This is a genomic window from Pseudomonas sputi, assembly GCF_021603585.1.
GTDB lineage: Bacteria > Pseudomonadota > Gammaproteobacteria > Pseudomonadales > Pseudomonadaceae > Aquipseudomonas > Aquipseudomonas sputi.
Window position 1 is genome coordinate 186,394 of record NZ_BQHI01000008.1, and the last position, 23,522, is coordinate 209,915.

The following is a 23,522-nucleotide window of genomic DNA, read 5'->3' on the forward strand; positions in this document are numbered from 1 at the left end:
ATTGGCCGCCGCAGCCAAGACTGCGCGGCATAGCGTTGTGTGAGGAGAGTCTGAATGAGCCAAGTGTTGGAAGATCTGGTGGATCTGCTGACCCTCGAACCGATCGAGGAAAACCTGTTCCGTGGTCGCAGTCAGGATCTGGGCTTTCGCCAGTTGTTCGGCGGCCAGGTGCTCGGCCAGTCGCTGTCGGCGGCCAGTCAGACCGTTGAAGAGGCGCGCCATGTGCATTCGATGCACGGTTATTTTCTGCGTCCGGGCGATGCCAAGTTGCCGGTGGTCTACTCGGTTGATCGCGTGCGGGATGGCGGCAGTTTCAGCACCCGCCGCGTGACGGCGATCCAGAAGGGCCACCCGATTTTCACCTGCAGCGCTTCGTTCCAGTACGACGAAGCAGGCTTCGAGCACCAGAGCCAGATGCCCCAGGTGGTCGGCCCGGAAAACCTGCCGTCGGAGCTGGAACTGACCCAGCAACGCGCGCACCTGATCCCGGAGCACATGCGCGAAAAGCTGCTGTGCCCGAAGCCGATCGAAGTGCGCCCGGTCACTGAAAAAGACCCGTACAACCCGCAACCGGCGGACCCGATCAAGTACGTGTGGTTCCGCGCCGACGGCGCGTTGGCCGACATCCCGGCGCTGCACAAATACCTGCTGGCCTACGCTTCGGACTTCGGCCTGCTGACCACCTCGATGCTGCCGCATGGCAAATCGGTCTGGCAGAAAGACATGCAGGTCGCGAGCCTCGACCACGCGCTGTGGTTCCATAACGATCTGCGTGCCGATGACTGGTTGCTCTACGCCATGGACAGTCCGTGGGCCGGCAATTCCCGCGGCTTCTCCCGTGGCAGCGTGTTCAACCGCGCCGGGCAACTGGTGGCGTCGGTGACTCAGGAAGGCCTGATCCGCCATCGCAAGGACTGGGCATGAGTCTGGCGGACGTGCGGCACTGGGTGTTCGACATGGACGGCACCCTGACCGTCGCCGTGCACGACTTCGCCGCGATCCGCGTGGCGCTGGCGATCCCGCCGGAAGACGACATCCTCACCCACCTTGCGGGATTGCCCGCCGATGAAGCGGCGGTGAAACATGCGTGGCTGCTGGAGCATGAGCGGGATCTGGCGCTCGGCTCGACCCCGGCAGTCGGCGCCGTGGAGCTGGTGCGCGACCTGCACGCGCGGGGTTATCGCCTTGGCATCCTGACCCGCAATGCGCGGGAGCTGGCCCATGTCACACTGGAAGCCATCGGCCTTGCTGACTGCTTTGCGGTGGAGGATGTGCTGGGCCGCGATGAAGCACCGCCGAAGCCGCATCCGGGTGGTTTGCTGAAACTGGCCGAGGCCTGGCAAGTGCCGGCGAGCGAGATGGTGATGGTCGGTGATTACCGGTTTGATCTAGATTGCGGCCGGGCGGCGGGCACCCACACGGTGTTGGTGAACCTGCCAGATAATCCGTGGCCTGGGCTGACCGACTGGCATGCGAAGGATTGTGTGGAGTTGCGGCGAATGCTGTTCGCCTGAAAAAAACGGGGGCTTGGGCCCCCGTTTTTTATTGCTCGAATATCGCTTTCTGGCCTTCCGGCGAGGTCAGCATGCCGTCGCCGTCATGCCCGACGCCGGGCACTTCGATCAGGCGCTGATTCACCCCTTCAGGGTGGCGGCGCAGCAAGTAACCGAAAAACAGCTTGCCGCGCTCCAGTCGATAAGCTCCCTGGGCTTTGGCGGCGCAACTCTTGTCCAGTGCCGGGTGCTGCGGGTCGGTGTCCTGCTGGCCCAACAGATAGATCACCTCGCGTTTGACGTAACGGCCTTCAAGCTGCGCGGGCGTTTGCCCACCCGAGTAGATCGGCGGATCCATCAGACCGTACTTCCAGCGGTTGAAACCGGGGCACTTCGCATGATCGAACGCCACCGGGCGTTGCTCATTGAAATAGGCGTACGACGATGGGTTGGCCACCACGTAACGCAAGCGAATGCCTTCGCTCTTCAGCGCCGGCTGATCCTGGGCCAGCAACGCATAACGCTGCACCACCTGGGCGCCGCCGGAGTGGCCGAAGATCACGATCTGCCTTACGTCCGGAAACTGTTTGCGATCGCTCAACCGCCCGACGATTTCGTCCAGTGCGGCGTAGGAACTCAGCGGGTTCGGCCCTGTGGATAACCCGCCGCCCATCCAGTCGTTGCCTTGCCAGCGCAGCACGCTGGCGGGTAACGAGTAGAGCGCCACATCGCTTTCGTTGAGAAACTGCGGCGCGATCACCAGGGTGTTGGCGGTTTGCCCGGCCAGTTCCGCCGCGACTTCACCGCTTTTGCGATAGGTCTCGGCGTTGCGCAGACGGCCATGAATGACGATCAGCACGCGCTCGATTTTCGCCGGCGCCGGGCCGATGCCCACCGCCATTTCGCCGGCCTGTAATTGCAGACGCCCGGGACTGATTGCGTCGACGCCAGCCGCTTGGGCGGTACCGCCGATGAACAGTAAAGCCAACAGCCATTTATGCATTTACAGGTTTTTCGCCGCAAAGGTATCGCACTGGCCGACCTGGCCCTGGGCGAATCCGGTTTTGAACCAGCGCACCCTTTGCGCCGACGTACCGTGAGTAAACGAGTCCGGCACCACGCGGCCCTGACCCTGTTGTTGCAAGCGATCATCACCGATGGCGTTCGCCGCGTTCAAGGCTTCTTCGATGTCGCCCGGTTCCAGCCAGTTCAGGCGCTTCTGGGCGTTGTAGGCCCAGACGCCGGCCAGGCAGTCGGCTTGCAGTTCCTGACGCACCAGCAGACCGCCGTCGCCTTCCATCTGCCGGCCTTGCTGACGGGCTGTCTGAATTTTCGCCGAGACGCCGAGAAGCGTCTGCACATGGTGTCCGACTTCGTGAGCGATCACGTAGGCTTGGGCGAAGTCGCCGGCGGCCTTGAAACGCTGAGCCATTTCCTGGAAGAACGCCATGTCCAGATAGACTTTCTGGTCTGCCGGGCAATAGAACGGGCCGGAAGCCGAGGTCGCCAGACCGCAGGCGGAATTGACCCGATTGCTGAACAGCACCAGGGTCGGGTCCTTATATTGGCGGCCCGCCTGTTGAAAGATCGCGCCCCAGGTGTCTTCGGTGTCGCCGAGGATCGAGCGCACGAATTCGGCCTGTTCATCGTTGGCCGGCGGCGCCTGACGGGTTTGCGAAGTGGGGGCCGACGGTTCGGTCATCTGCCCGGTGAGCTGGCCGAGGATCTGCAGCGGGTCCTGCCCGGTGATCCAGCCGATGCCAACGATCAGCAGGATCGCCCCCAGGCTCAGCCCCTTGCCACCGCCGAAGCGCATGCCGCCGCCACCCATATCATCGCCACGGGCATCGACGACGTTGTCACTGCGTCGGCCTTTTTTCCATAGCATGTGGGAATCCTCTGTTTGATCGTGGTGATGAGTGTTGCTGGTGTGTGAGTGTGGCGCCAGTCCGGTCGTCCGTCCATTCGCACACACGCACCAAGGCCCGGCCTCGGGGTGACGAGGTCGGGCCTGTTATTGACGAGCACGGGCGCCGGGAATTCAATCCGCCGACGGATTTCTTTCACCGGTTCAGGTATCAGCGGTCGGAGGCATCCCACACCGGCGCGAAGTCCGGGCTCACCTGACGTTCGCGCTTGGACAACGCGGCGACCAGCGCCCGCTCGTCGTCATTCAGTTCGACGTTCAGTGATGCCAGGCGGCGGTGACGGCGGCCGACAAGCCGGCGGCGCCGGAGTCGACCACCAGAACGTCGCAGTCGATATCGGGAAGGGCAGGCATCAGCAAAGGCTCTAGCAATCATTTATTTTTAGAATCGGGTTCCAGAAAATAACCAGCGCGAGCAAAGCAGATCAACCGACTGAAGCGCAAAGTGGGCGGTTATCGGACGTCAGGTTCCAGATTTCGCATTCCTCGGGATGTCTTCTAGAATCGGCGAAATTTCACCGAGAGCGCACCATGGCCGGCAGTCAAATCGAACGGGTTTTCAGCGTGCTGGAAAGCCTCACCAGTGATCCGCGCGGGCTGCCGCTGCAGACCCTGGCCGAGCAACTGGACATTCCGAAGAGCGCGACGCATCGCCTGCTCGCCGAGCTGATCCGCCTGGGTTATGTGCGGCAGAACCCGGAGACGTCGCGTTATCAACTGTCGACCAAACTGGTTGCGATGGGCTTTCAATACCTGTCGAGCAGCGGTGCCGACATCGTGCAGCCGGTGCTCGATCGCCTGGCCCAGGAAACCGGTGAACTGGTGCGTCTGGGGGTGATCGACGGCGAGCGCCAGACCTGGATCGCCAAGGCCCAGGGCGCGCGCACCGGCCTGCGTTACGATCCGGACATGGGCCGCGACGCGCCGCTGTTCTACACCGCGTCGGGCCATGCGTGGCTGGCGTGCATGAGCGACGCCGAGGCGTTGTCGCTGGTCGAACGCCAGGGCGCGGAGGTGCCGGCGGATATCGGGCCCAACGCGCCGCGCTCCAATATTGAACTGCTCGAACGCCTGCGGGTGGCGCGGGAGCAGGGCTATGCCTGTGTGGAAGAAAGCTCGGCGGTGGGCACTTCGGCGATTGCCGCCGTGGTCAAACACCCCGCCGATGGCCGGGTGATTGGTGTGCTGAGCATCGCCGGGCCAAGCGCACGGATGCCGGCGGCGCGCTTGCATGAACTGGCGCCGTTGCTGCTGACGTTTACCGAGGAGTTGTCGGCGGCGAGTCTGGCGTCGGAGTTGTTCGTTTAAGCAAAGCTGTGCGCTGTTCGCCCACTTTTCAATCGGGCGGGTGTGAGAATCTGGAACCGAGTTCTAAATTATCGTCAGAGGACTTTTCCACACCAATCACTAGAGGATCGCACCTTGAACCCGCTCCTTCGAATCGGCATTGGTTGCGTCACTTCTTCCGAACGGGTCGTGGCGCGGCCATGAGCGAACGAATCCTGTCCCTGGCCAGCCTGACGGTACTGGAGCTGTCGCCGCCCGAGGAATATCACGTTCCACTGGTAGCCGGTGACGGGTTGCGGCGTCAGACACTGGCGCGTTTACGTGACACCGGTATCGGTGTACTCGACGTGGAAATCCTGCGCTTGAAACCGCAGACGGTGGTCGCGGATTTCGAGCCACTGCTCAGCGTCGGCGCGCAGTTCGGTGCCAGCGAATTGCTGGTCGCCGGTAACGATCCCGACGAACAGCGGCTCACCGATAATTTTGCGGCACTGTGCGATCTGGCCGGGCCGAGTCCGACGGACATGGCCGAGATCTTGCGTCAGGCCCGCAACGAACGACGGTTTCCCGGCGAGGGCGATTGTGACCTGATCGGCTTGTTGCGCAGTCTTGCGGCTGACCTTCCCCTGAGTCTGGAAATTCCCACGGTCAAATGGCTGGAGCAGGGCGTGAGCGGATTGCAGCGGACGCATATGGCGATCGACCGGACACGGGAATTGTTGGCCCGGCTTTAAGTCTGCTTCAAGGGGCGATGGCGCACGCGTGCTCGTCACCGTTTATTTTTCATTCAGAGAGAGCCCATGACCGTCAGCACTCCGCTTTCCGGCGTCAACCAACCCTTCAAGGGGATCTTGTTGATTGTCGTGGCAACCTTCCTGTTCTCCAGTCACGACGCGCTGTCGAAATACCTTTCGGGTTTTTATCCGATCGTCATGGTGGTGTGGGCACGGTATCTGGTGCACACGCTGCTGATGGCCGGGATTTTCCTGCCGCAGTCCGGGCTGCGCGTGCTGCGCACCAAACGCCCGTTATGGCAATTGGCGCGGGCGTTGTGCCTGTTGGGCACCAGTCTGTTTTTCACCACGGCGTTGCTGTACATCCCGCTGGCCGAAGCCACGGCGGTCAACTTTCTTGCGCCGGTGCTGGTTACAGCGCTGTCGGTGCCGCTGCTCAAGGAACGGGTGACGCGCGGCCAGTGGATCGCGGTGGTGTGCGGGTTTATCGGGGTGCTGATCATCGTTCATCCGGGCGGAGACCTGTTCACCCCGGCGATTCTCTTGCCGTTCTGCTCTGCGCTGTTTTTCTGCTTCTATCAATTGCTCACCCGCAAGCTGGCGGAAGTCGACAGCCCGACCACCAGCAACTTTTTCGCCGGGTTGTGCAACACGCTGGTGATGAGTGCGCTGGTGCCGTTCTTCTGGCAGGTGCCGAGCCTGGGGCATGCGTTGTTGATGCTGGCGCTGGGCAGTTGCGGAATGACCGCGCACTTGTTTCTGACCCAGGCGTTCCGCCATGCCGCGCCGGCGTTGCTGGCGCCGTTCGGTTATTGCCAGATCGTGTTTGCAGGGTTGTTGGGCTGGCTGCTGTTTGCTCACACACCGACCCTGATGACGGTGATCGGGATCGCGGTGATCTGTTGCAGCGGATTGGCGGCAGCGTGGCAGCAGAGCCGGCGCTGAAAGCAAAACCGGCCTGAAATCAGGCCGGTCGGTACAGGAAAGCTACTCGGTATTGAAAGGCTACTCGGTAACGGTAGGAATCTTGCGCGGTGCCATGAAGTACATCCAGGTCAGGGCAATGAAGTACATCGCCGGAATCAGGGTGAACAGCACGGTGTAGTTGTTGTGGGTGACGGTCAGGATGTGGCCGACGATCTGGGTCATGAACATCCCGCCGATCGCCGCGCACATGCCGCCGAAACCGAACACCGTGCTCATCATGTGCTTGGGTGTGTAGTCCATCACCAGGCTCCAGATGTTGGCGGTCCAGGCCTGATGCGCGCCGATGGCCAGGGAGATGGCGGCGACGGCGACCCACAGGTTGGCGGAACCGGCGGCCATGACCACGCCGATGATGCAGCAGGCAAACAGGAACATCGACAGCAGCCGCGCCTTGATCGAGTTCATGCCGCGTCCGATCAGGAACGAAGACAGAATCCCGCCGCCCACGCTGCCGAAGTCGGCAGTGACGTAGATGATGATCAGTGGAATGCCCATCTGGGTGACGTTGATGCCCAGGTTGTATTGCTGATTGAGAAACGGCGGCAGCCAGTACAGGTAGAACCAGAACACCGGCGCGGTCAGCGAATAGGCGAGGGCGAAGGCCCAGGTACCGCGCATCCGCAGGATTTTCGAGAACGGCACGCGGGCCTGTTCCGGTTCGACTTCTTTCTGGATGTATTCCAGCTCCGACTGTTTCACGCTCGGGTGATCTTCCGGATTGAAATACTTCAGGCCCCAGAACAACAGCCAGATCCCGCCCAGTGCCGCCATGCACAGGAACGCGGCCTGCCAGCCCCACACGTGAAGGACCAGCGGCAGCAGCATCGGGGTGAACATCGCACCGACGTTGGTGCCGGCGTTGAAGATACCCGTGGCGACGGCGCGTTCACCGGCCGGGAACCACAGGCGCGTGGTCTTCACGCAGGCCGGGTAGTTGGCCGCTTCGGTCAGGCCGAGGATGAACCGGCAGACCATAAAGCCCACCGCCGAGGTCGCCAGTCCGTGGGCGCCGGTGGCCAGGCTCCAGAGCAGCACCGCGCAGAAGAACACGCGCTTGACGCCGACCCGGTCGATCAGCCGTCCTTGCAGCACGAAGCCGATCGCGTAGCCGACCTGAAACCAGAAGTTGATATTGGCGTAGTCCATCGCCGTCCAGCTCATTTCCTTGGCGAGGATCGGCTGCATGACGCCGAGGGCGGCGCGGTCGATGTAATTGAGGGTGGTGGCGAAAAACACCAGCGCCAGCATACCCCAACGGGTCTTGCCGACGGCCATGGCGCCGCGGATCTTGTCGCCGATGCCACCCGTGGCAGTGCTCATGGCCGGAGCCATGCGGGAAGTCTGTGAAGGAATCATGTGTTCCACCCGTTTTTGGATTTGTTATTTGGTGTGCTGTTGTTGTGCACGCTGCGACCGGTGGTTCAGTTCCGGACTCAAGGTGAGACGGATGTTGGGCAGTGGACGAAAAATCGTCAATTCGCCAAACCGGCATTGTGTTCGATAATCGCACGCAAAACTAACCGGGTAGTACAGTTTAAATTGCTCAATGAAAAACCGGGACCAATAATTCGCTCACCCTATAAAAAGCGGCGCAATTTTCGTAGCCGACGTCTCCACCGGGAGTTGAAACATGCAGCGATCCATTGCCACCGTCTCCTTGAGCGGAACCCTGCCGGAAAAACTCGAAGCCATTGCTGCCGCCGGGTTCGACGGGGTGGAGATTTTCGAGAACGATCTTCTGTATTACGACGGCAGCCCCCGGGAAATCCGGCAGATGTGCGCCGACCTCGGGATTGCCATCACCCTGTTCCAGCCGTTCCGCGATTTCGAAGGCTGCCGCCGCGATCGCCTGGAGCGCAATCTGGAGCGGGCCGAGCGCAAGTTCGACCTGATGCAGGAACTGGGCACCGACCTGGTGCTGGTCTGCAGCAATGCCTCACCCGACAGTCTCGGCGACCAGCAGATCCTCGTTGACGACCTGCGTCTGCTGGCCGAACGCGCTGGCGCTCGCGGCTTGCGCATCGGTTATGAGGCGCTGGCCTGGGGCCGTCATGTGAACACTTATCAACAGGTCTGGGACATCGTGCGTCAGGCCGATCACCCGGCCCTCGGCGTGTTGCTCGACAGCTTCCACACCTTGTCGCTCAAGGGCGATCCACGGGCGATTGCCGAGATTCCCGGCGACAAGATTTTCTTCGTGCAGATGGCTGATGCACCGATCCTGGCGATGGACGTGCTGGAGTGGAGCCGGCATTTCCGCTGCTTCCCGGGGCAGGGCGAATTCGATCTGCCGGGTTTTCTCGCGCCGATCATCCAGAGCGGCTACACCGGGCCGCTGTCGCTGGAAATCTTCAACGACGGCTTCCGCGCCGCGCCGCCCAGGGCCAATGCCGCCGACGGTCTGCGTTCGCTCCTTTATCTGGAGGAGAAAACCCGCCAGCGTCTGGAGCAGGAAAACCGTCCTGTGGATAACCGCAAAATCCTCTTCGAAACACCGAAGGCCAGCGAATACAACGGCATCGAGTTTCTTGAGTTCGCCGTGGATGAAAGCCTGGGCGCCAAGCTGTCGAACTGGCTGGAACGGTTGGGTTTCGTCAAGGCCGGCCAGCATCGTTCCAAGAGCGTCAGCCTGTTGCGCCAGGGTGATATCAACCTGATCCTCAACTCTGAACCCTATTCGTTCGGCCACAGCTTTTTCGAGGCTCACGGCCCGTCGCTGTGCGCCACCGCCGTGCGGGTCAAGGACAGCACCAGCGCGCTGGCTCGCGCTGTCGCCTATAAAGGTCAGCCCTATCGCGGGCTGGTCGGCCCCAACGAGCTGGAGCTGGCGGCGGTGCGTGCGCCGGACGGCAGTCTGATTTATCTGGTGGATCAGGAGGCGGATGTCTACGGCACCGATTTCAATCTGCTGCCGGACGCGGTAGCCCGCGGCGGCCTCAAACGCATCGATCACATGGCCATGGCGCTGCCGGCGGACAGCCTCGACAGTTGGGTGCTGTTCTACAAGAGCCTGCTGGATTTCGAGGCCGACGATGAGGTGGTGTTGCCCGATCCCTACGGTCTGGTGAAGAGCCGCGCGCTGCGCAGTCGTGACAGTTCGATCCGTCTGCCGCTGAACATTTCCGAGAACCGCAACACCGCGATCTCACACGCACTGTCGAGTTATCGCGGCTCCGGGGTGCATCACATCGCCTTCGATTGCGACGATATCTTTGCTGAAGTCAGCCGGGCGAAAGAGGCAGGCGTGCCGCTGCTGGATATTCCGCTCAACTATTACGACGATCTGGCGGCGCGCTTCGATTTCGATGACGAATTTCTCAGCGAGTTGGCGTACTACAACGTGTTGTATGACCGTGATGCGCAGGGCGGCGAGTTGTTCCACGTCTACACCGAGCCGTTCGAAGGGCGCTTCTTCTTCGAGATCATCCAGCGCAAGAACGGTTACGCCGGCTATGGCGCGGCCAACGTCGCGGTACGGCTGGCGGCGATGGCCAAATCACGCAGTGGCGCCGTTCGCCAGGCGAAGTTGTAGGAAATTCGTAAACGCGGGATCAAACACCGGTCGCGCGGCTTCCTTCACTGGGGCGCGCGGCCCATAATCGCCAGCCTGTGCAGTGATGGCCGTGAGCCCGCAATGACAATGACTTCAGAACTTTCCGCAGCCCCCGTTCTACCCGCGGCAGAGCCGCGCAAGAGTCGCAAGAACAATCCGGAAAAGACCCGCGAGAACATTCTGCAGGAGGCGATCGTCGAGTTCGTCCAGCAGGGCCTGTCCGGCGCTCGCGTCGATGCGATCGCCGAGCGTATCCACACCTCCAAGCGCATGATCTATTACTACTTCGGCAGCAAGGAGCAGTTGTACGTCGAGGTGCTGGAGAAGCTCTACGGCGATATCCGCAACACCGAGAACCGCCTGCACCTGGCCGAGTTGCCGCCGGTAGAGGCGATCCGCCGTCTGGTGGAGTTCACCTTTGACCACCATGACCGCAACGTCGATTTCGTGCGCATCGTCTGCATCGAAAACATCCACAATGCCGAGTACGTGAAGCGTTCCGATGCGATCAAGGCGATGAACAACACGATCCTTGATTCGCTGGGCGAGATCCTGGCGCGCGGTGCCGCTGAAGGCCTGTTCCGGGCCGGGCTCGATGCGCTGGATGTGCATCTGTTGATCAGTTCGTTCTGCTTCTATCGCGTGTCGAACCGCCACACCTTTGGTGAGATCTTTCAGATCGACCTGCCGGACGAAAGCATCAAGCAGCGTCATCGCGAGATGATTTGCGAGTCGGTGCTGCGTTACTTGCAGGCCTGACCGAAGTCGAGGGGGCCTGGCCCCCTCAGGGTTTTATCCATTCATGCTTTGAAAATGCGCGAGCATCCGCTGCGCATCCGGCACCTTGCCGCTGAACAGCTCAAACGCCTTTACTGCCTGAAACACCGCCATGTTGCCGCCATCCAGGGTTCGGCAACCCAGGGCGCGGGCGTTGCGCAGCAGTTCGGTTTCCAGCGGGAAATACACGATCTCCGCCACCCACAACTCGGGCCGCAGCAATGCCGCCGGCACGGGCATGCCGGGCAATTTGGCCATGCCCATCGGTGTGGTATTTACCAGGCCATCGGCCTGACTCAGCATGCTCGCCAGATCATGCCCGGCAACCGCCCGGCCCGCGCCGAAATGCTGGTTGAGGTTATTGGCCAGGCTTTCGGCACGCTCCACGTCCACATCAAAAATGCTCAGTTGCTGCACGCCTTCACTCAACAAGGCGTGGGCCACTGCCGCACCGGCGCCGCCAGCGCCCATCTGGACGACGCGCTCGCGGGCGACGTCTGGCAGGCCGCGACGAAAACCTTCGGCAAAACCCAGGCAATCGGTGTTGTGGCCGACGCGTTTGCCGTCTTTCAGCACTACCGTGTTCACGGCGCCGATGCCTCGGGCTTCCGGAGACAATTCATCGAGCAGCGGGATGATTGCCTGCTTGCACGGGAAGGTGATGTTCAGGCCGGTGTAGTTCATTCGTTCGGCGGCCAGCAGCAGGTCGGGCAGAGCGTTGCTGTCCAGGTGCAGTTGATCGAGATCGATCAGTCGGTAGAGATAACGCAGGCCCTGTTCGTCGCCTTCATGTTCATGCAGCGCCGGGGTGCGGGAGGCCTGGATGCCGGCGCCGATCAGCCCGGCGAGTATCACGTTGTTGCGGTTCATGCGGTCACCCCCTTCAGCCGCTGGCTGAAATGTTCCAGGGCCAGGCGATAACCGTGACTGCCGAAGCCGCACATCACGGCGGTGGCGATGGCCGAGACGAACGAGTGATGACGAAACGCCTCGCGGGCGTGGACGTTGGACAGGTGCACTTCGATCACCGGCAATTCGCTGGCGACCAGGGCGTCGCGGATGGCGACCGACGTGTGAGTCCAGGCGGCCGGGTTGATCACGATGCCCGCGCAGCGCTGGCGGGCGCCGTGAATCCAGTCGAGCAGTTCGCCTTCGTGGTTGGTCTGGCGAAACTCCACGGCCAGGCCGAACTCTTCAGCGGCGCGCCCGCACAGGGCTGAGATGTCGGACAGGGTTTCGTGACCGTAAGTTGCCGGTTCACGGGTGCCGAGCAGGTTCAGGTTCGGGCCGTTGAGCACCAGAACGATAGGGGGCATGGGGGCAAACTCCACTTATTGTTTTTGGCTTGGGCCGAGGGTTTCGACCTGTGGAGTTAAATTGTACTAGATGGTTACTTTAATCAATTGCTCTGCATCGACAGTCCGGTTTTGTGTGCGGTGATCGCACAATGGTGAAATCACTGCGGCAGCTGCTCGACCAGAAAATCGATGAAAGCCCTGACGCGCAGCGGCATGTGGCGATTTTGCGGGTACAGCAAGGTGAACGGCCGCGAGCGTCCGCCGTAGGGTTTGAGCACTTCCACCAGCGAGCCGTCGGCCAGTTCCTTTTCGACAATGAAGCGATAGGTCTGGAACAACCCGGCGCCGTGTCTGGCCAGGGTCACGCCACCGAGCACGTCATCGGAGCAGCAGAAATTGCCCTCGGCGAGGATTTCCCGTGGCGCGTCTTCCTCATAGAACAGCCAAGTGATCCGCCGCCCGCTGCTGGGCAACTCGTACTGAATGCATTCGTGCTGTTCGAGGTCTTCGAGGGTCTGCGGGGTGCCGGCGCGTTTGAGGTAGTCGGGGCTGGCGACCATCACCAGCGCTGCGTCTTCCAGATGCCGGGCGATCAGGCCGGAATCGGGAATCGCCCGCACGCGGATCGCCATGTCGTAGCCTTCGCCGACGAAGTCGATGTTGCGGTTGCTGATGTGCATGTCGACCTTCACTTGCGGGAATCGCGCGCGAAATGCCGGCAATAGCGGCAGGATCCGGTGATGGGCGTAGGTCGTAGGAATACTGATACGCAGTGTGCCGGACGGTTCCTGCTGCTGCCCCATGACTTCCCGTTGCGCCTCGACCAGTTGCGCCAGTGCCTGACGGCATTCTTCGTAATAGCGCCGGCCGCTGTCGGTCAATTTCACGCTGCGCGTGGTGCGGGCGAACAGTCGCACGCCAAGGCGTTCCTCCATACGTGATACCGAGCGGCTTACCGCTGCCGGCGTCACCGAAGCCGCTTGCGCCGCACCGGTGAAACTGCCGCACTCGGCGGCCAGGCAAAACAACTCGATGCTGCCCAGCTGAAGATCGTCGAAGTGTCGCTGCATGATTGGTTACACCGGGGAATGAGTCTTCGTATGTAGCAAATGCGCGGCTGCTGCGAAAGAACTGCTTACCATTTTGCGCGGGGCTTTGCCGAATCCCGCACTAGGCTCGAAAACGTAATGGCCATTGAGGGCAACGATGCCGATGGTCGGAATTGTCAGGGAATGGCAGTTTTCGAAACTCTTTAACCTAACGGATGGGTTAGCATGAAAGTGTGCAGTTACAAGGGATTGTCGGTGGTGATCATGCTGCGAGACGAACATTGTCCGCCCCATGCGCACGTGGATTCAGGTGCTTGGAGTGCCCGCTTCAAATTCAGCTTCTGGCACAACGGCGTGGAGTTGTGGGATGTGGTACCCCTGTCGCGCCGGCCACCGATTGCCGTGCTTGAGGGGCTGCGCCAGTCGCTTCGTCAAACCGATCATCTGCGGCGGGCTCGCCGAATCTGGTGGACTCGCTTGCAGACGGCGTGTCTCGATAATCAATGGTGGGACGGGGATTCGAACGAAGTGGCCGTCATGCACGAAGTCACCGGTGCGACCTTCAGAATCGGATCGGCGTATTACGAACCGGAAGAAAACAAAACCCTGCTGGCCCTGGTCGGTGCTCAGGAAGGTGTGGAGATCGAACTATGAAAACAGTAAAGGCCGGTTTGCAGGCTGATCGACCGGTGACGGAAGAGCGTCTCGATGAAGCTGTCGATCGCGGGGGGCTGCGGCGACGCAGCAGCCTGCAAGCCGTGTCGGTGGCCTTTGAGAAACCGTGCCTGGCGATTCGCTTCGAGGACGACAGTGGCGTGCTTTTGCCAGTGAACCTTTACCGCGAGTTCGATGATTTCGAGCCGCAAGACTTCAGCGGATTGAATGTGGGCTTCGCCGGCACCGCGTTGTGCCACGACGGCAAGGACCTGCAGGTTTCCATCGCCGGCATGATCTCGGCCAGTCAGCCATTGATGGCCATGGCCGCTTCGGTGATCGCCTCGCGCAATGGTCGTCAGAGCAGCACCGCGAAGGCCGAAGCTGCACGAGCCAACGGCCGGAAGGGCGGGCGTCCACGTAAAGTCGATCCCGTGCCATGAGCAGGTACAAAAAAGCCGTCCCTCAGGACGGCTTTCTCGTGTCTGGCACCTGCGATCAGCGGCGGGTCAGCAACACGCCGGATTCCATGTGGTGGGTCCACGGGAACTGGTCGAACAGCGCACAGCGGGTGATGCGGTGCGTGTCGTGCAGTTGGGCGATGTTGGCCGCCAGTGTCTCGGGGTTGCAGGAGATGTACAGGATGTTGTCGAAGCGACGGGTCAGTTCGCAGGTGTCGGGGTCCATGCCGGCCCGTGGCGGGTCGACGAACACGCTGCCGAACTCGTAGCTTTTCAGGTCGATACCGTGCAGGCGACGGAACGGGCGAACTTCGTTCAGGGCTTCGGTCAGCTCTTCGGCGGACAGGCGCACGAGGGTGACGTTATCCACAGCGTTTTCGGCCAGGTTGCTCAAGGCGGCGTTGACTGAGGTCTTGCTGATTTCCGTGGCCAGCACTTTGCGTACTCGAGTCGCCAGCGGCAGGGTGAAGTTGCCGTTGCCGCAGTACAGCTCCAGCAGATCGTCACTGCGATCGCCCAGTGCTTCGTAGGCCCAGTTGAGCATTTTCTGGTTGACGGTGCCGTTGGGCTGGGTGAACGCGCCTTCCGGCTGGCGATAGCTGAACGTGCGGCCGCCGACGTCGAGCTTCTCGACCACGTAATCAAGGCCGAGCACTTCGCGCTTGCCCTTGGAGCGACCGATGATACTGACGCCCAGATCCGTTGCCAGTCTGGTCGCCGCCGCATGCCAGTGCTCGTCCAGCGGACGGTGATAGCACAGGGTGATTATCGCGTCGCCGGCCAGGGTGGTCAGAAACTCCACCTGGAACAGCTTGTGGCTCAGCGCCGCGCTGGCCTGCCACGCCGCCTTCAATTGCGGCATGAGCTGGTTGATGCGCAGGCTGGCGATCGGAAATTCTTCGATCAGGATCGGCGTGCGTTTGTCGTCCTGGGAAAACATCGCGTAATGCCGCTCACCGGCCTCGCGCCACAGCCGGAATTCGGCGCGCAGGCGGAAGTTCTGCAACGGCGAGTCGAACACCATTGGCTCCGGTGCATCGAACGGGGCCAGCAGGTCACGCAAGCGCGTGACCTTGTCTTCGAGTTGTGCGGCGTAGGCCTGGGAATCAAAAGTCATGCGTTGAACCAACCCAGCTTGATCACGAACAGAATCGACAGGATCACCAGCGCCGGGTTCAGCTCACGGGCGCGGCCGGACAGCAGTTTGATCGCAGTCCAGGCGATGAAGCCGAAGGCGATGCCGTTGGCGATGGAATAGGTGAAAGGCATCGCCAGGGCGGTGACCACGACCGGCGCGGCGACGGTGATGTCTTCCCAGTCTATTTCCGCCAGGCCCGAAGTCATCAGCACGGCGACGAACAGCAGCGCAGGTGCGGTGGCGAAGGCCGGTACGCTGGAGGCCAGCGGCGAGAAGAACAGCGCCAGCAGGAACAGGATCGCGACGACGATGGCGGTCAGGCCGGTGCGGCCGCCGGCACTCACGCCTGCAGCGGATTCGATGTAGCTGGTGGTGGTCGAGGTGCCCAGCAGCGAGCCGGCCATGGCCGCCGTACTGTCGGCAATCAGCGCACGGCCCATTTTCGGCATGTGGCCGTCCTTGCCCATCAGGCCCGCGCGCTTGGCGACGCCGATCAGGGTGCCGGAGTTGTCGAACAGGTCGACGAACAGGAAGGCGAAGATCACGCTGACCAGGCCGATGTCCAGGGCGCCCTTGATGTCCAGTTGCAGGAAGGTCGGGGCCAGCGAAGGTGGCATCGAGGTCACGCCGCCGAACGGGGTGAAGCCCATGACGATCGAGACGATGGTCACCGCGAGAATGCCGATCAGCACCGCGCCGCGCACTTTCAGGGCTTCAAGGGCAACGATCAGGGCGAAACCGAGGGTGGCGAGGATCGGAGCCGGTTGTTTCAGGTCACCGAGGCCGACCATGGTCGCCGGGTTGCTGACCACAATGCCGGCGTTGTGCAGGGCGATCAGTGCCAGGAACAGGCCGATACCGGCGGCAATCGCCGAGCGCAAAGGCAGCGGGATGCTGTTGATGATCCATTCACGGATGCGGAAGATCGACAGCAGGAAGAAGCACACCGCCGAGATGAACACCGCGCCCAGCGCCACTTGCCAGGTGTGGCCCATGTGCAGCACGACGGTGTAGGTGAAGAAGGCGTTCAGACCCATGCCTGGGGCAAGGGCGATCGGGTAGTTGGCGATCAGGCCCATGACCGTGGAACCGATGGCGGCTGCCAGGCACGTGGCGACGAACACCGCGCCTTTGTCCATGCCGGTCTCGCCGAGGATGCTCGGGTTGACGAACAGAATGTAGGCCATGGCCAGGAAGGTCGTGACGCCCGCGAGAATCTCGGTCCGCACGTTGGTGTTGTGTGCCTTGAGTTGAAACAGCCTTTCCAGCATGTCTGCTCCCCGTGGCGCGCGTGGCGCCGTGAATGTATCGACCTCAACAGCAAAGCACAGACCGTCGCAAGCGCCTGGAAAATTGTGGTGGGCCGGAAAAAGCCGCGCATCATACCAGCAGCGTGAGGAAGATGGCGGATGTTGGTGTCGATCGTCGGCGAAGTTTTGCACCACGGCCAAGTACGCCATACTGCGCGCTGTTTTTTCGGGGATGAATCGCATGAACAAGGGTTGGATGAAGACCGCCGGACTGATGGCCTTGTGGCTGGTGGGGGCTCCGGCGGCACTCGCGGCGTCGGCACCGCCATTGAGCGAGGTGAAAGTCATCAAGGTTCAGTCGTCGTCCTGCGGGCTCGAAGACATTACCGATGGCCAGGTGCAGACCCGCTGTGATCACAGTGCGCCGGGCATCAAGGTGTACGTGCTGGAAATCGGCTACGGCCAGAGCCAGCCTCAGGCGTCGCTCGACGGCTTTGAAGTGAACGGTACCCGGAGCCCGGTCTGTGCCTTCGATAACGGCAACCTGACCGAATGCACGCCTGGCAACAAAACCGTCGGCTCGCTGTACACCTTCGATCTGGCGGCCCGTCAGGAAGGTACCTTTACCTTCAGCAATACGTCGATCAACGCCCCGCGCAACACGATGTCCACCCAGCTTTACATCAAGTAACGGCGGTCGCCGAACGGGGCCGGGCAAAGCTGACTACGCTTTAAGGATCACCCAGCGGATGGCGCCCATGACCTTTAGAGCCCTGATTACCCTCGCCGAGGGCATCGATGATCTGCAATGCGTGACCCTGATCGACGTGCTGCGCCGGGCCGGCGTCGAAGTGGTGGCGGCCAGCATCGAAGGCCGACGCATGCTGACCTGCGCCCGAGGTACGCGGCTGACCGCCGACGGTATGCTCATTGATGTGCTGGCCCAGACCTTCGACCTGATCGTTCTGCCCGGTGGCGCTGTCGGCGCGCAACACTTGGCCGCGCACCAGCCCTTGCAGCAATTGCTCAAGAACCAGGCCAGCGCCGGACGCCTGTTCGCCGCCATCGCCGAAACCCCGGCCATCGCCCTGCAAAGCTTCGGCGTCCTGCGCCAGCGCCGCATGACTTGTTTGCCCGCCACCAGCCATAACCTCTTCGGTTGCACGTTTGTCGATCAACCGGTGGTAGTCGACGGCAACTGCATCACCGCCCAGGGCTCCGGCGCCGCGCTGGCATTTGCCCTGACACTGGTCGAGCAACTGGCGGGCAAAGCTGTCAGAGCGAAGGTGGCGGGGGAGTTGCTGGCCTGAGAGCGTTTCAGGCCTTCACCTCTTCTACCGGCACATGCATCCGGTCGCGGTTGGCCAGGGTCGGGAACAGTTTGATCCAGGTTCCGGTCACCACCAGCGTGCCTATGCCGCCCATCACCACCGCCGGCACGGTGCCAAACCAGTGAGCGGTGAGACCGGATTCGAACTCGCCCAGCTGGTTCGAGGCGCCGATGAACAAGCCGTTCACCGCGCTGACCCGGCCGCGCATTTCGTCGGGGGTTTCCAGTTGCACGAAGGAGGCGCGGATCACCATGCTGATCATGTCCGCCGCGCCCAGCACCACCAGCACCGCCAACGAAAACCAGAACGAGGTCGACAGGCCGAAGGCAATGGTGGCCACACCGAACACACCGACGGCAGTGAACATCACCCGACCGACATTTCGCTCAACGGCAAACCGCGCCAGGAACAGCGACATCATCAACGCGCCGACCGCCGGTGCCGAGCGCAGCAACCCGAGGCCCCACGGCCCGGTCAGCAGGATGTCCTTTGCGAACACCGGCAACAGCGCCGTGGCGCCACCCAGCAGCACGGCGAACAGATCCAGTGAAATCGCCCCGAGAATGTCCGGACGGCTGCGAATGAAGCGGATCCCCGCCAGCAACGAGTCCAGCGTCGCCTTGCCTTTGTTCAGCGGGGTTTGTCGGGCAGGCAGGTTGAGCATCAACGTACAGGCGATGACATACAGAATGACCGTCGGGCCATAGACCCACACGCTGCCGAAGGCATAGAGCAGACCGCCGAGCGCCGGGGCGACGATGGTGGCCGATTGCTGCGCCGATTGCGCAGCGGCAACCGCCCGTGGAAACAGCGCGCTGGGTACGATGCTCGGCAGCAGCGCCTGGGTGGTCGGCATTTCGAAGGAGCGCGCGGCACCCAGCAGGAACGCCAGGATAAAGATCATTTCCCGGGTGACATGGTCAGTGGCGCTGCCGATGGCCAGTGCCAGGGCGATCAGGGCTTGCAACGACTGGCAGACCGCCGCGACTCTGCGCCGGTCGTAGCGATCGGCAACGTGGCCGGTGTGCAGCATGAACAGTACGCGTGGAGCGAATTCCACCAGCCCGACCAGACCCAGGTCGAGCACATTGCCGGTCAGTTGATAGAGGTTCCAGCCGATCGCCACGGTGAGCATCTGAAAACCGCTGGCGGTGAAGATCCGGGCAAACCAGAACGCAACAAAGGGACGGTGGTGACGTAACAGCAAGGGCTCTTGGCTGGGCATCTGCGGGTCGGTCTTGATCGAGGGGAACCGCGAGATTATCACCAGTCTGTAACAGGAAGTTGCTATGACAGAAAATTTAGTTAGCCAGACATCGATTTTTCCGAGTCCCGACACCGAACGCGGCCAAGGATGTATTTCACGGCGTTGCCAGGACTGTGAGGCAACTTGTCACGCGGCAAAAGACCACGCAGTTCTCCGTCGGAAATGGGACTACTCTTTCAACGTTGATTGATCCAGATCAAGACCCATCGCGGAACTGATCCGGGACCCGTCGGCAGACTCCCTGCGTCGCGATGCCTGTAAAAAGAAGAACGAATCCGAGTTCGCCGCACTCCATACCCGTGGGGGCAGTGGTTCAAGGCCGCCAGTCCTGGAACCGTTATCTGATAGAGGAAAGCTTATGTTCGGTTTAGAGGCCCTGGATCTCGCCCGAATTCAGTTCGCGTTCACCATCTCGTTCCATATCCTGTTCCCGGCGATCACCATCGGTCTTGCGAGTTATCTCGCGGTGCTGGAAGGCCTGTGGCTGAAAACCGGCAATGACACCTACCGTGACCTCTACCATTTCTGGTCGAAGATCTTTGCCGTCAACTTCGGCATGGGCGTGGTCTCGGGGCTGGTCATGGCCTACCAGTTCGGCACCAACTGGAGCCGCTTCTCGGACTTCGCCGGTTCCGTCACCGGGCCGTTGCTGACCTATGAAGTGCTCACGGCGTTCTTCCTCGAAGCCGGTTTCCTCGGGGTGATGCTGTTCGGCTGGAACAAGGTCGGACGCGGACTGCACTTTTTTTCCACGGTAATGGTGGCCATCGGCACACTGATTTCGACGTTCTGGATTCTCGCCTCCAACAGCTGGATGCAGACCCCGCAGGGCTTCGAGATCGTCAACGGTCAGGTCATTCCAACCGACTGGCTGGCAATCATCTTCAACCCGTCGTTCCCCTATCGCCTGATGCACATGGCGACGGCGGCGTTCGTCGCGACGGCTTTCTTCGTCGGCTCGTCGGCAGCCTGGCACTTGCTGCGCGGCAAGGACAACCCGGCGATCCGCACCATGCTGTCGATGGCGATGTGGATGGCGCTGATCGTCGCGCCGATCCAGGCGGTCATCGGCGACTTCCATGGCCTCAATACCCTTAAACACCAACCGGCGAAGATCGCCGCGATCGAAGGTCACTGGGAAAACGTCGGCAACGAAGCGACGCCGCTGATCCTGTTCGGCTGGCCGGACATGAAGGAAGAGAAAACCAAATTCGCCGTGGAGATTCCTTACCTCGGCAGCCTGATCCTGACCCACTCGCTGGACAAACAGGTGCCGGCACTCAAGGAGTTTCCGCCAGAAGACCGGCCGAATTCGACCATCGTGTTCTGGTCGTTCCGGATCATGGTCGGCCTCGGTTTCCTGATGATCTTCACCGGCCTCTGGAGCCTTTGGCTGCGCAAGCGCGACACGCTCTACACGTCGCGGCCGTTCCTGTACCTGGCGTTGTGGATGGGGCCGTCCGGTCTGATTGCGATCCTGGCGGGCTGGTTCACCACTGAAATCGGTCGCCAGCCGTGGGTGGTCTACGGACTGATGCGCACGGCCGATGCGTCGTCCAATCACAGCTTCATGCAGATGAGCATCACGCTGATCATGTTCGTGGTGGTGTATTTCGCGCTGTTCGGTGCGGGGCTGGGCTACATGATGCGCCTGGTGCGCAAAGGGCCGAAGACCGACGAAGGCAAGGAAACCAATGAAGGTGGTCCTGGCCAGAAACGCACGCCGGCCCGTCCGTTGTCCGCTGCCGACGACGATGGCGCCGAACACGACCGCAGCCTGACCAAGGAGATTTGAGTCATGGGTATTGATCTTCCGCTGATCTGGGCCGTGATCATCATCTTCGGCATCATGATGTACGTGGTCATGGACGGTTTCGACCTGGGGATCGGAATTCTCTTTCCGTTCATCCCCGGCAAGACCGACCGCGACGTGATGATGAACACCGTCGCCCCGGTGTGGGACGGCAATGAAACCTGGCTGGTCCTGGGGGGCGCGGCGTTGTTCGGCGCTTTCCCGCTGGCCTATTCGGTGGTGTTGTCGGCGCTGTACCTGCCGCTGATCTTCATGCTGATCGGGCTGATTTTCCGCGGCGTGGCGTTCGAGTTCCGCTTCAAGGCCAAGGATGACAAGCGCCATCTGTGGGACAAGGCATTCATCGGTGGTTCGGTGGCGGCGACGTTCTTCCAGGGCGTGGCGCTTGGTGCGTTCATCGATGGTCTGCCGGTGGTCAACCGGCAATACGCCGGCGGTTCACTGGATTGGCTGACGCCGTTCACGCTGTTCTGCGGCGCTGCGCTGGTGGTGGCGTATGCCTTGCTTGGCTGCACCTGGCTGATCATGAAGACCGAAGGCAAGCTCCAGGAACAGATGCACAACCTGGCGCGCCCGCTGGCCTTCGTGCTGCTGGCGGTGATCGGCATCGTCAGCCTGTGGACGCCGCTGTCCCACCCGGAAATCGCCGAGCGCTGGTTCAGCATGCCGAACCTGTTCTGGTTCCTGCCGGTGCCGATTCTGGTGCTGGTGACGCTCTACGCATTGATCCGCGCAGTGGCGCGCAATGCCAACTACATGCCGTTCCTGCTGACCCTGGTGCTGATCTTCCTTGGCTACAGCGGTCTGGGCATCAGCCTGTGGCCGAACATCGTGCCGCCGTCGATCTCGATCTGGGACGCTGCCGCACCGCCGCAAAGCCAGGGCTTCATGCTGGTGGGCACGCTGTTCATCATCCCGTTCATCCTGGGTTACACCTTCTGGAGCTATTACGTGTTCCGCGGCAAGGTCACCCACGAGGACGGTTATCACTAGTGGTGATCTCGATGGCGCCGACGGCGGCGCCATCTCCCCTTACCGGAGGAGGCAAGCATGACCGGCAAACACTCCCTGCGCGACATTGAAGAAGCCGAAAAAAAGCCGCTTTGGCAGCGGCTCGGCTGGTTGGCCATGATCTGGGTCGGCAGCGTCGGTGCGCTGTTCATTGTCGCCAGCCTGATGCGCATGTTCATGAACGCCGCAGGTCTGACCACGCACTGAGACTTCCCATCCCGCTGCCTTGCGGCACGGATTTTTGACCCTCCGACCGGAGGGTTTTTTTTGCCCGGATTATTTACGCGCCTTGAGGATCACGAATTTCGGTGTAGCCGCTACTTGCTCGACACCCCGGAACAGCCGCGCCAGTTTGCTGTGATAACCCAGGTGACGGTTACCGACGATGTACAGCGCACCGCCAACCACCAGCGCTTCTCGGGCCTGCTGGAACATGCGCCAGGCAAGGAAATCGCCGACCACCTGTTGCTGATGGAACGGTGGATTGCACAGCACCACGTCCAGCGACTGGGCTTCCTGGCCGGCCAGACCGTCGCCGGCGCGTACGATCACGTCACGTTCACCGAACGCCGCGCGCCAGTTCTCGGTTGCCGACTGCACGGCCATGAACGATTCGTCCACCAGTGTGTAATGCGCATCGGGGTTTTGCAGGGCGCTGGCGATGGCCAATACGCCGTTGCCGCAGCCAAGATCCGCGACTCGCGCCGCGCCAAGGTTTTTCGGCAGGTGCGGAAGGAAGGCACGGGTACCGATGTCCAGTCCTTCACGGCAGAACACGTTGGCGTGGTTGAGCAGTTCGATGGCCGGCTCGTCGAGGCGATAGCGGGTCGGGTAGGGCGAGAAGGCCGGTGCCTTGGCCTCGGGCGTGGCAATCAGCAAGCGTGCCTTCTTCACTGCAAGCGAAGCCTGAACCGGGCCGATGTAGCGTTCCAGCAGATCACCGGCGGCGCGGGGCAAATGCTTGACCATCGCCGCGGCCACCACCTGAGCGCCCGGTGTCAATTGACCCTGCAAGCGAATCAGTTGTTCTTCCAGCAACGCCAGAGTTTTCGGTACGCGAATCAGCACCCGGTCGAAGGGCCCGACCAATGGTTCGCTGGCGGGAATGCCGCGCAGTGCATCGAATGCCTGACCATTGCGCAGCAGGTTTTTTTCCAGCCCCTGAAACGCCAGAAACGAGTCGCCGCTGGTGCTGACCTGCACTTTGCCTGACAGGCTGATGGCCAGCGCGCCGAAGCTGTCGTTGAGTACCAGAACCCGTGTCTCGATCGGCAGGTTCTGTTCGGCCAGATGATTGAGCAGGTATTCGTCGGCTGCGTCGAAGGCTTGCAGTGGTTCGTTCTGCTGTTCGGGCTGGCGGATCAGATCGAGCTGGGCGAAGGGCGTATCGAGCAAGGGCATGGGGCGGGGACTCTGGGTAATCGACAAGTGGCCCGCGGCCAGGGATAGTGCGGCGGAACCATCCGAGTGGACAGCGGCACGAAGAATCGCG

At 61.7% G+C, this 23,522-nt stretch carries 24 protein-coding genes and 1 pseudogene; 14 read left to right on the top strand and 11 right to left on the bottom strand.

What is annotated here, in order from left to right:
* The first annotated feature begins 54 nt into the window (after window positions 1–54).
* Together tesB and L6D81_RS14405 are read left to right on the top strand one after the other, a co-directional pair.
* The gene (gene tesB / locus L6D81_RS14400; protein ID WP_236180350.1) at window positions 55–924 is read left to right on the top strand and encodes an acyl-CoA thioesterase II; all 870 of its coding nucleotides are present in this window, start codon (window positions 55–57) and stop codon (window positions 922–924) included.
* The gene (locus L6D81_RS14405) at window positions 921–1,514 is read left to right on the top strand and encodes an HAD family hydrolase (protein ID WP_236180352.1); all 594 of its coding nucleotides are present in this window, start codon (window positions 921–923) and stop codon (window positions 1,512–1,514) included. The genes tesB and L6D81_RS14405 overlap by 4 nt, the downstream gene beginning before the upstream one ends.
* Window positions 1,515–1,542: 28 nt before the next feature.
* Here the strand turns inward: L6D81_RS14405 and L6D81_RS14410 are convergent, their stop codons facing one another.
* The 3 genes and pseudogenes from L6D81_RS14410 to L6D81_RS14420 all read right to left on the bottom strand — a co-directional run.
* Window positions 1,543–2,496 (bottom strand): alpha/beta fold hydrolase, encoded by a 954-nt coding sequence (locus L6D81_RS14410; protein WP_236180353.1) that lies wholly within the window; start codon window positions 2,494–2,496, stop codon window positions 1,543–1,545.
* Entirely contained in the window at window positions 2,497–3,381 is an 885-nt protein-coding gene (ypfJ, locus tag L6D81_RS14415; RefSeq protein ID WP_236180356.1) for a KPN_02809 family neutral zinc metallopeptidase, read from the bottom strand.
* A gap of 190 nt (window positions 3,382–3,571) precedes the next feature.
* Window positions 3,572–3,691, bottom strand: a pseudogene (locus L6D81_RS14420) (aldo/keto reductase); the annotation flags it as partial.
* A gap of 260 nt (window positions 3,692–3,951) precedes the next feature.
* Between L6D81_RS14420 and L6D81_RS14425 the strand changes: the two are divergent.
* The 3 genes from L6D81_RS14425 (at window position 3,952) to L6D81_RS14435 (ending at window position 6,386) form a co-directional block, all read left to right on the top strand.
* A complete protein-coding gene (locus tag L6D81_RS14425) occupies window positions 3,952–4,728 on the top strand; it encodes an IclR family transcriptional regulator (RefSeq protein WP_236180358.1) in 777 nt (258 codons plus the stop codon).
* Window positions 4,729–4,907: 179 nt separating this feature from the next.
* The gene (locus L6D81_RS14430; RefSeq protein ID WP_236180359.1) at window positions 4,908–5,441 is read left to right on the top strand and encodes a hypothetical protein; all 534 of its coding nucleotides are present in this window, start codon (window positions 4,908–4,910) and stop codon (window positions 5,439–5,441) included.
* Window positions 5,442–5,507: 66 nt separating this feature from the next.
* Window positions 5,508–6,386, top strand: coding sequence for a DMT family transporter (locus L6D81_RS14435; protein WP_039771776.1), 879 nt, complete (start codon window positions 5,508–5,510; stop codon window positions 6,384–6,386).
* Window positions 6,387–6,446: 60 nt separating this feature from the next.
* Here the strand turns inward: L6D81_RS14435 and L6D81_RS14440 are convergent, their stop codons facing one another.
* Entirely contained in the window at window positions 6,447–7,784 is a 1,338-nt protein-coding gene (locus tag L6D81_RS14440; RefSeq protein WP_236180361.1) for an MFS transporter, read from the bottom strand.
* 274 nt (window positions 7,785–8,058) lie between these two features.
* Between L6D81_RS14440 and quiC the strand changes: the two genes are divergently transcribed.
* A complete protein-coding gene (quiC, locus tag L6D81_RS14445; RefSeq protein WP_236180363.1) occupies window positions 8,059–9,960 on the top strand; it encodes a 3-dehydroshikimate dehydratase QuiC in 1,902 nt (633 codons plus the stop codon).
* 102 nt (window positions 9,961–10,062) lie between these two features.
* A complete protein-coding gene (locus L6D81_RS14450) occupies window positions 10,063–10,740 on the top strand; it encodes a TetR/AcrR family transcriptional regulator (RefSeq protein WP_236180365.1) in 678 nt (225 codons plus the stop codon).
* A 33-nt stretch (window positions 10,741–10,773) separates the two neighbouring features.
* On the opposite strand, the gene L6D81_RS14455 is transcribed toward L6D81_RS14450, so the two are convergent.
* From L6D81_RS14455 to L6D81_RS14465, 3 genes are all read right to left on the bottom strand, one after another.
* Window positions 10,774–11,628, bottom strand: coding sequence for a shikimate dehydrogenase (locus L6D81_RS14455; RefSeq protein WP_236180367.1), 855 nt, complete (start codon window positions 11,626–11,628; stop codon window positions 10,774–10,776).
* Window positions 11,625–12,074 carry a type II 3-dehydroquinate dehydratase gene (gene aroQ / locus L6D81_RS14460; protein WP_236180369.1) on the bottom strand — a complete coding sequence of 150 codons (450 nt, stop codon included), beginning with the start codon at window positions 12,072–12,074 and terminating at the stop codon, window positions 11,625–11,627. Before aroQ ends, L6D81_RS14455 begins: the two co-directional genes overlap by 4 nt.
* Window positions 12,075–12,214: 140 nt before the next feature.
* Window positions 12,215–13,126, bottom strand: coding sequence for a LysR family transcriptional regulator (locus L6D81_RS14465; protein WP_236180371.1), 912 nt, complete (start codon window positions 13,124–13,126; stop codon window positions 12,215–12,217).
* A gap of 204 nt (window positions 13,127–13,330) precedes the next feature.
* Here L6D81_RS14465 and L6D81_RS14470 point away from each other — a divergent pair, with 204 nt between their 5' ends.
* Window positions 13,331–13,759 carry a DUF4160 domain-containing protein gene (locus L6D81_RS14470; protein ID WP_236180373.1) on the top strand — a complete coding sequence of 143 codons (429 nt, stop codon included), beginning with the start codon at window positions 13,331–13,333 and terminating at the stop codon, window positions 13,757–13,759.
* Complete coding sequence (locus tag L6D81_RS14475; protein ID WP_236180375.1) at window positions 13,756–14,202, top strand: hypothetical protein; 447 nt, start codon at window positions 13,756–13,758, stop codon at window positions 14,200–14,202. The genes L6D81_RS14470 and L6D81_RS14475 overlap by 4 nt, the downstream gene beginning before the upstream one ends.
* Before the next feature lie 55 nt (window positions 14,203–14,257).
* Here L6D81_RS14475 and trmA read toward each other — a convergent pair whose 3' ends face one another.
* Together trmA and L6D81_RS14485 are read right to left on the bottom strand one after the other, a co-directional pair.
* Complete coding sequence (gene trmA / locus L6D81_RS14480; protein ID WP_236180377.1) at window positions 14,258–15,337, bottom strand: tRNA (uridine(54)-C5)-methyltransferase TrmA; 1,080 nt, start codon at window positions 15,335–15,337, stop codon at window positions 14,258–14,260.
* Window positions 15,334–16,629, bottom strand: coding sequence for an NCS2 family permease (locus L6D81_RS14485; protein WP_011336038.1), 1,296 nt, complete (start codon window positions 16,627–16,629; stop codon window positions 15,334–15,336). The genes trmA and L6D81_RS14485 overlap by 4 nt, the downstream gene beginning before the upstream one ends.
* Window positions 16,630–16,849: 220 nt before the next feature.
* On the opposite strand from L6D81_RS14485, the gene L6D81_RS14490 reads away from it, so the two are divergent.
* Window positions 16,850–17,299, top strand: a complete 450-nt coding sequence (locus tag L6D81_RS14490; protein ID WP_236180379.1) for a DUF4879 domain-containing protein — start codon at window positions 16,850–16,852, stop codon at window positions 17,297–17,299.
* Between the two features lie 67 nt (window positions 17,300–17,366).
* Complete coding sequence (locus L6D81_RS14495) at window positions 17,367–17,918, top strand: DJ-1 family glyoxalase III (protein ID WP_236180381.1); 552 nt, start codon at window positions 17,367–17,369, stop codon at window positions 17,916–17,918.
* Between the two features lie 7 nt (window positions 17,919–17,925).
* Here the strand turns inward: L6D81_RS14495 and L6D81_RS14500 are convergent, their stop codons facing one another.
* Window positions 17,926–19,164: an MFS transporter gene (locus L6D81_RS14500; RefSeq protein WP_236180383.1), complete on the bottom strand. Its 1,239-nt coding sequence runs from the start codon at window positions 19,162–19,164 to the stop codon at window positions 17,926–17,928.
* Between the two features lie 400 nt (window positions 19,165–19,564).
* On the opposite strand from L6D81_RS14500, the gene L6D81_RS14505 reads away from it, so the two are divergent.
* From L6D81_RS14505 to L6D81_RS14515, 3 genes are read left to right on the top strand one after another with little or no spacing between them, the layout of a single operon-like run.
* On the top strand, window positions 19,565–21,001 hold the full coding sequence (locus L6D81_RS14505; RefSeq protein WP_085612595.1) for a cytochrome ubiquinol oxidase subunit I: 1,437 nt from the start codon (window positions 19,565–19,567) through the stop codon (window positions 20,999–21,001).
* A 3-nt stretch (window positions 21,002–21,004) separates the two neighbouring features.
* Window positions 21,005–22,012: a cytochrome d ubiquinol oxidase subunit II gene (gene cydB / locus L6D81_RS14510; protein ID WP_236180385.1), complete on the top strand. Its 1,008-nt coding sequence runs from the start codon at window positions 21,005–21,007 to the stop codon at window positions 22,010–22,012.
* 57 nt (window positions 22,013–22,069) lie between these two features.
* The gene (locus L6D81_RS14515) at window positions 22,070–22,237 is read left to right on the top strand and encodes a DUF2474 domain-containing protein (RefSeq protein ID WP_236180387.1); all 168 of its coding nucleotides are present in this window, start codon (window positions 22,070–22,072) and stop codon (window positions 22,235–22,237) included.
* Window positions 22,238–22,306: 69 nt separating this feature from the next.
* On the opposite strand, the gene L6D81_RS14520 is transcribed toward L6D81_RS14515, so the two are convergent.
* The gene (locus L6D81_RS14520; protein ID WP_236180389.1) at window positions 22,307–23,431 is read right to left on the bottom strand and encodes a methyltransferase; all 1,125 of its coding nucleotides are present in this window, start codon (window positions 23,429–23,431) and stop codon (window positions 22,307–22,309) included.
* Between the last annotated feature and the right edge of the window lie 91 nt (window positions 23,432–23,522).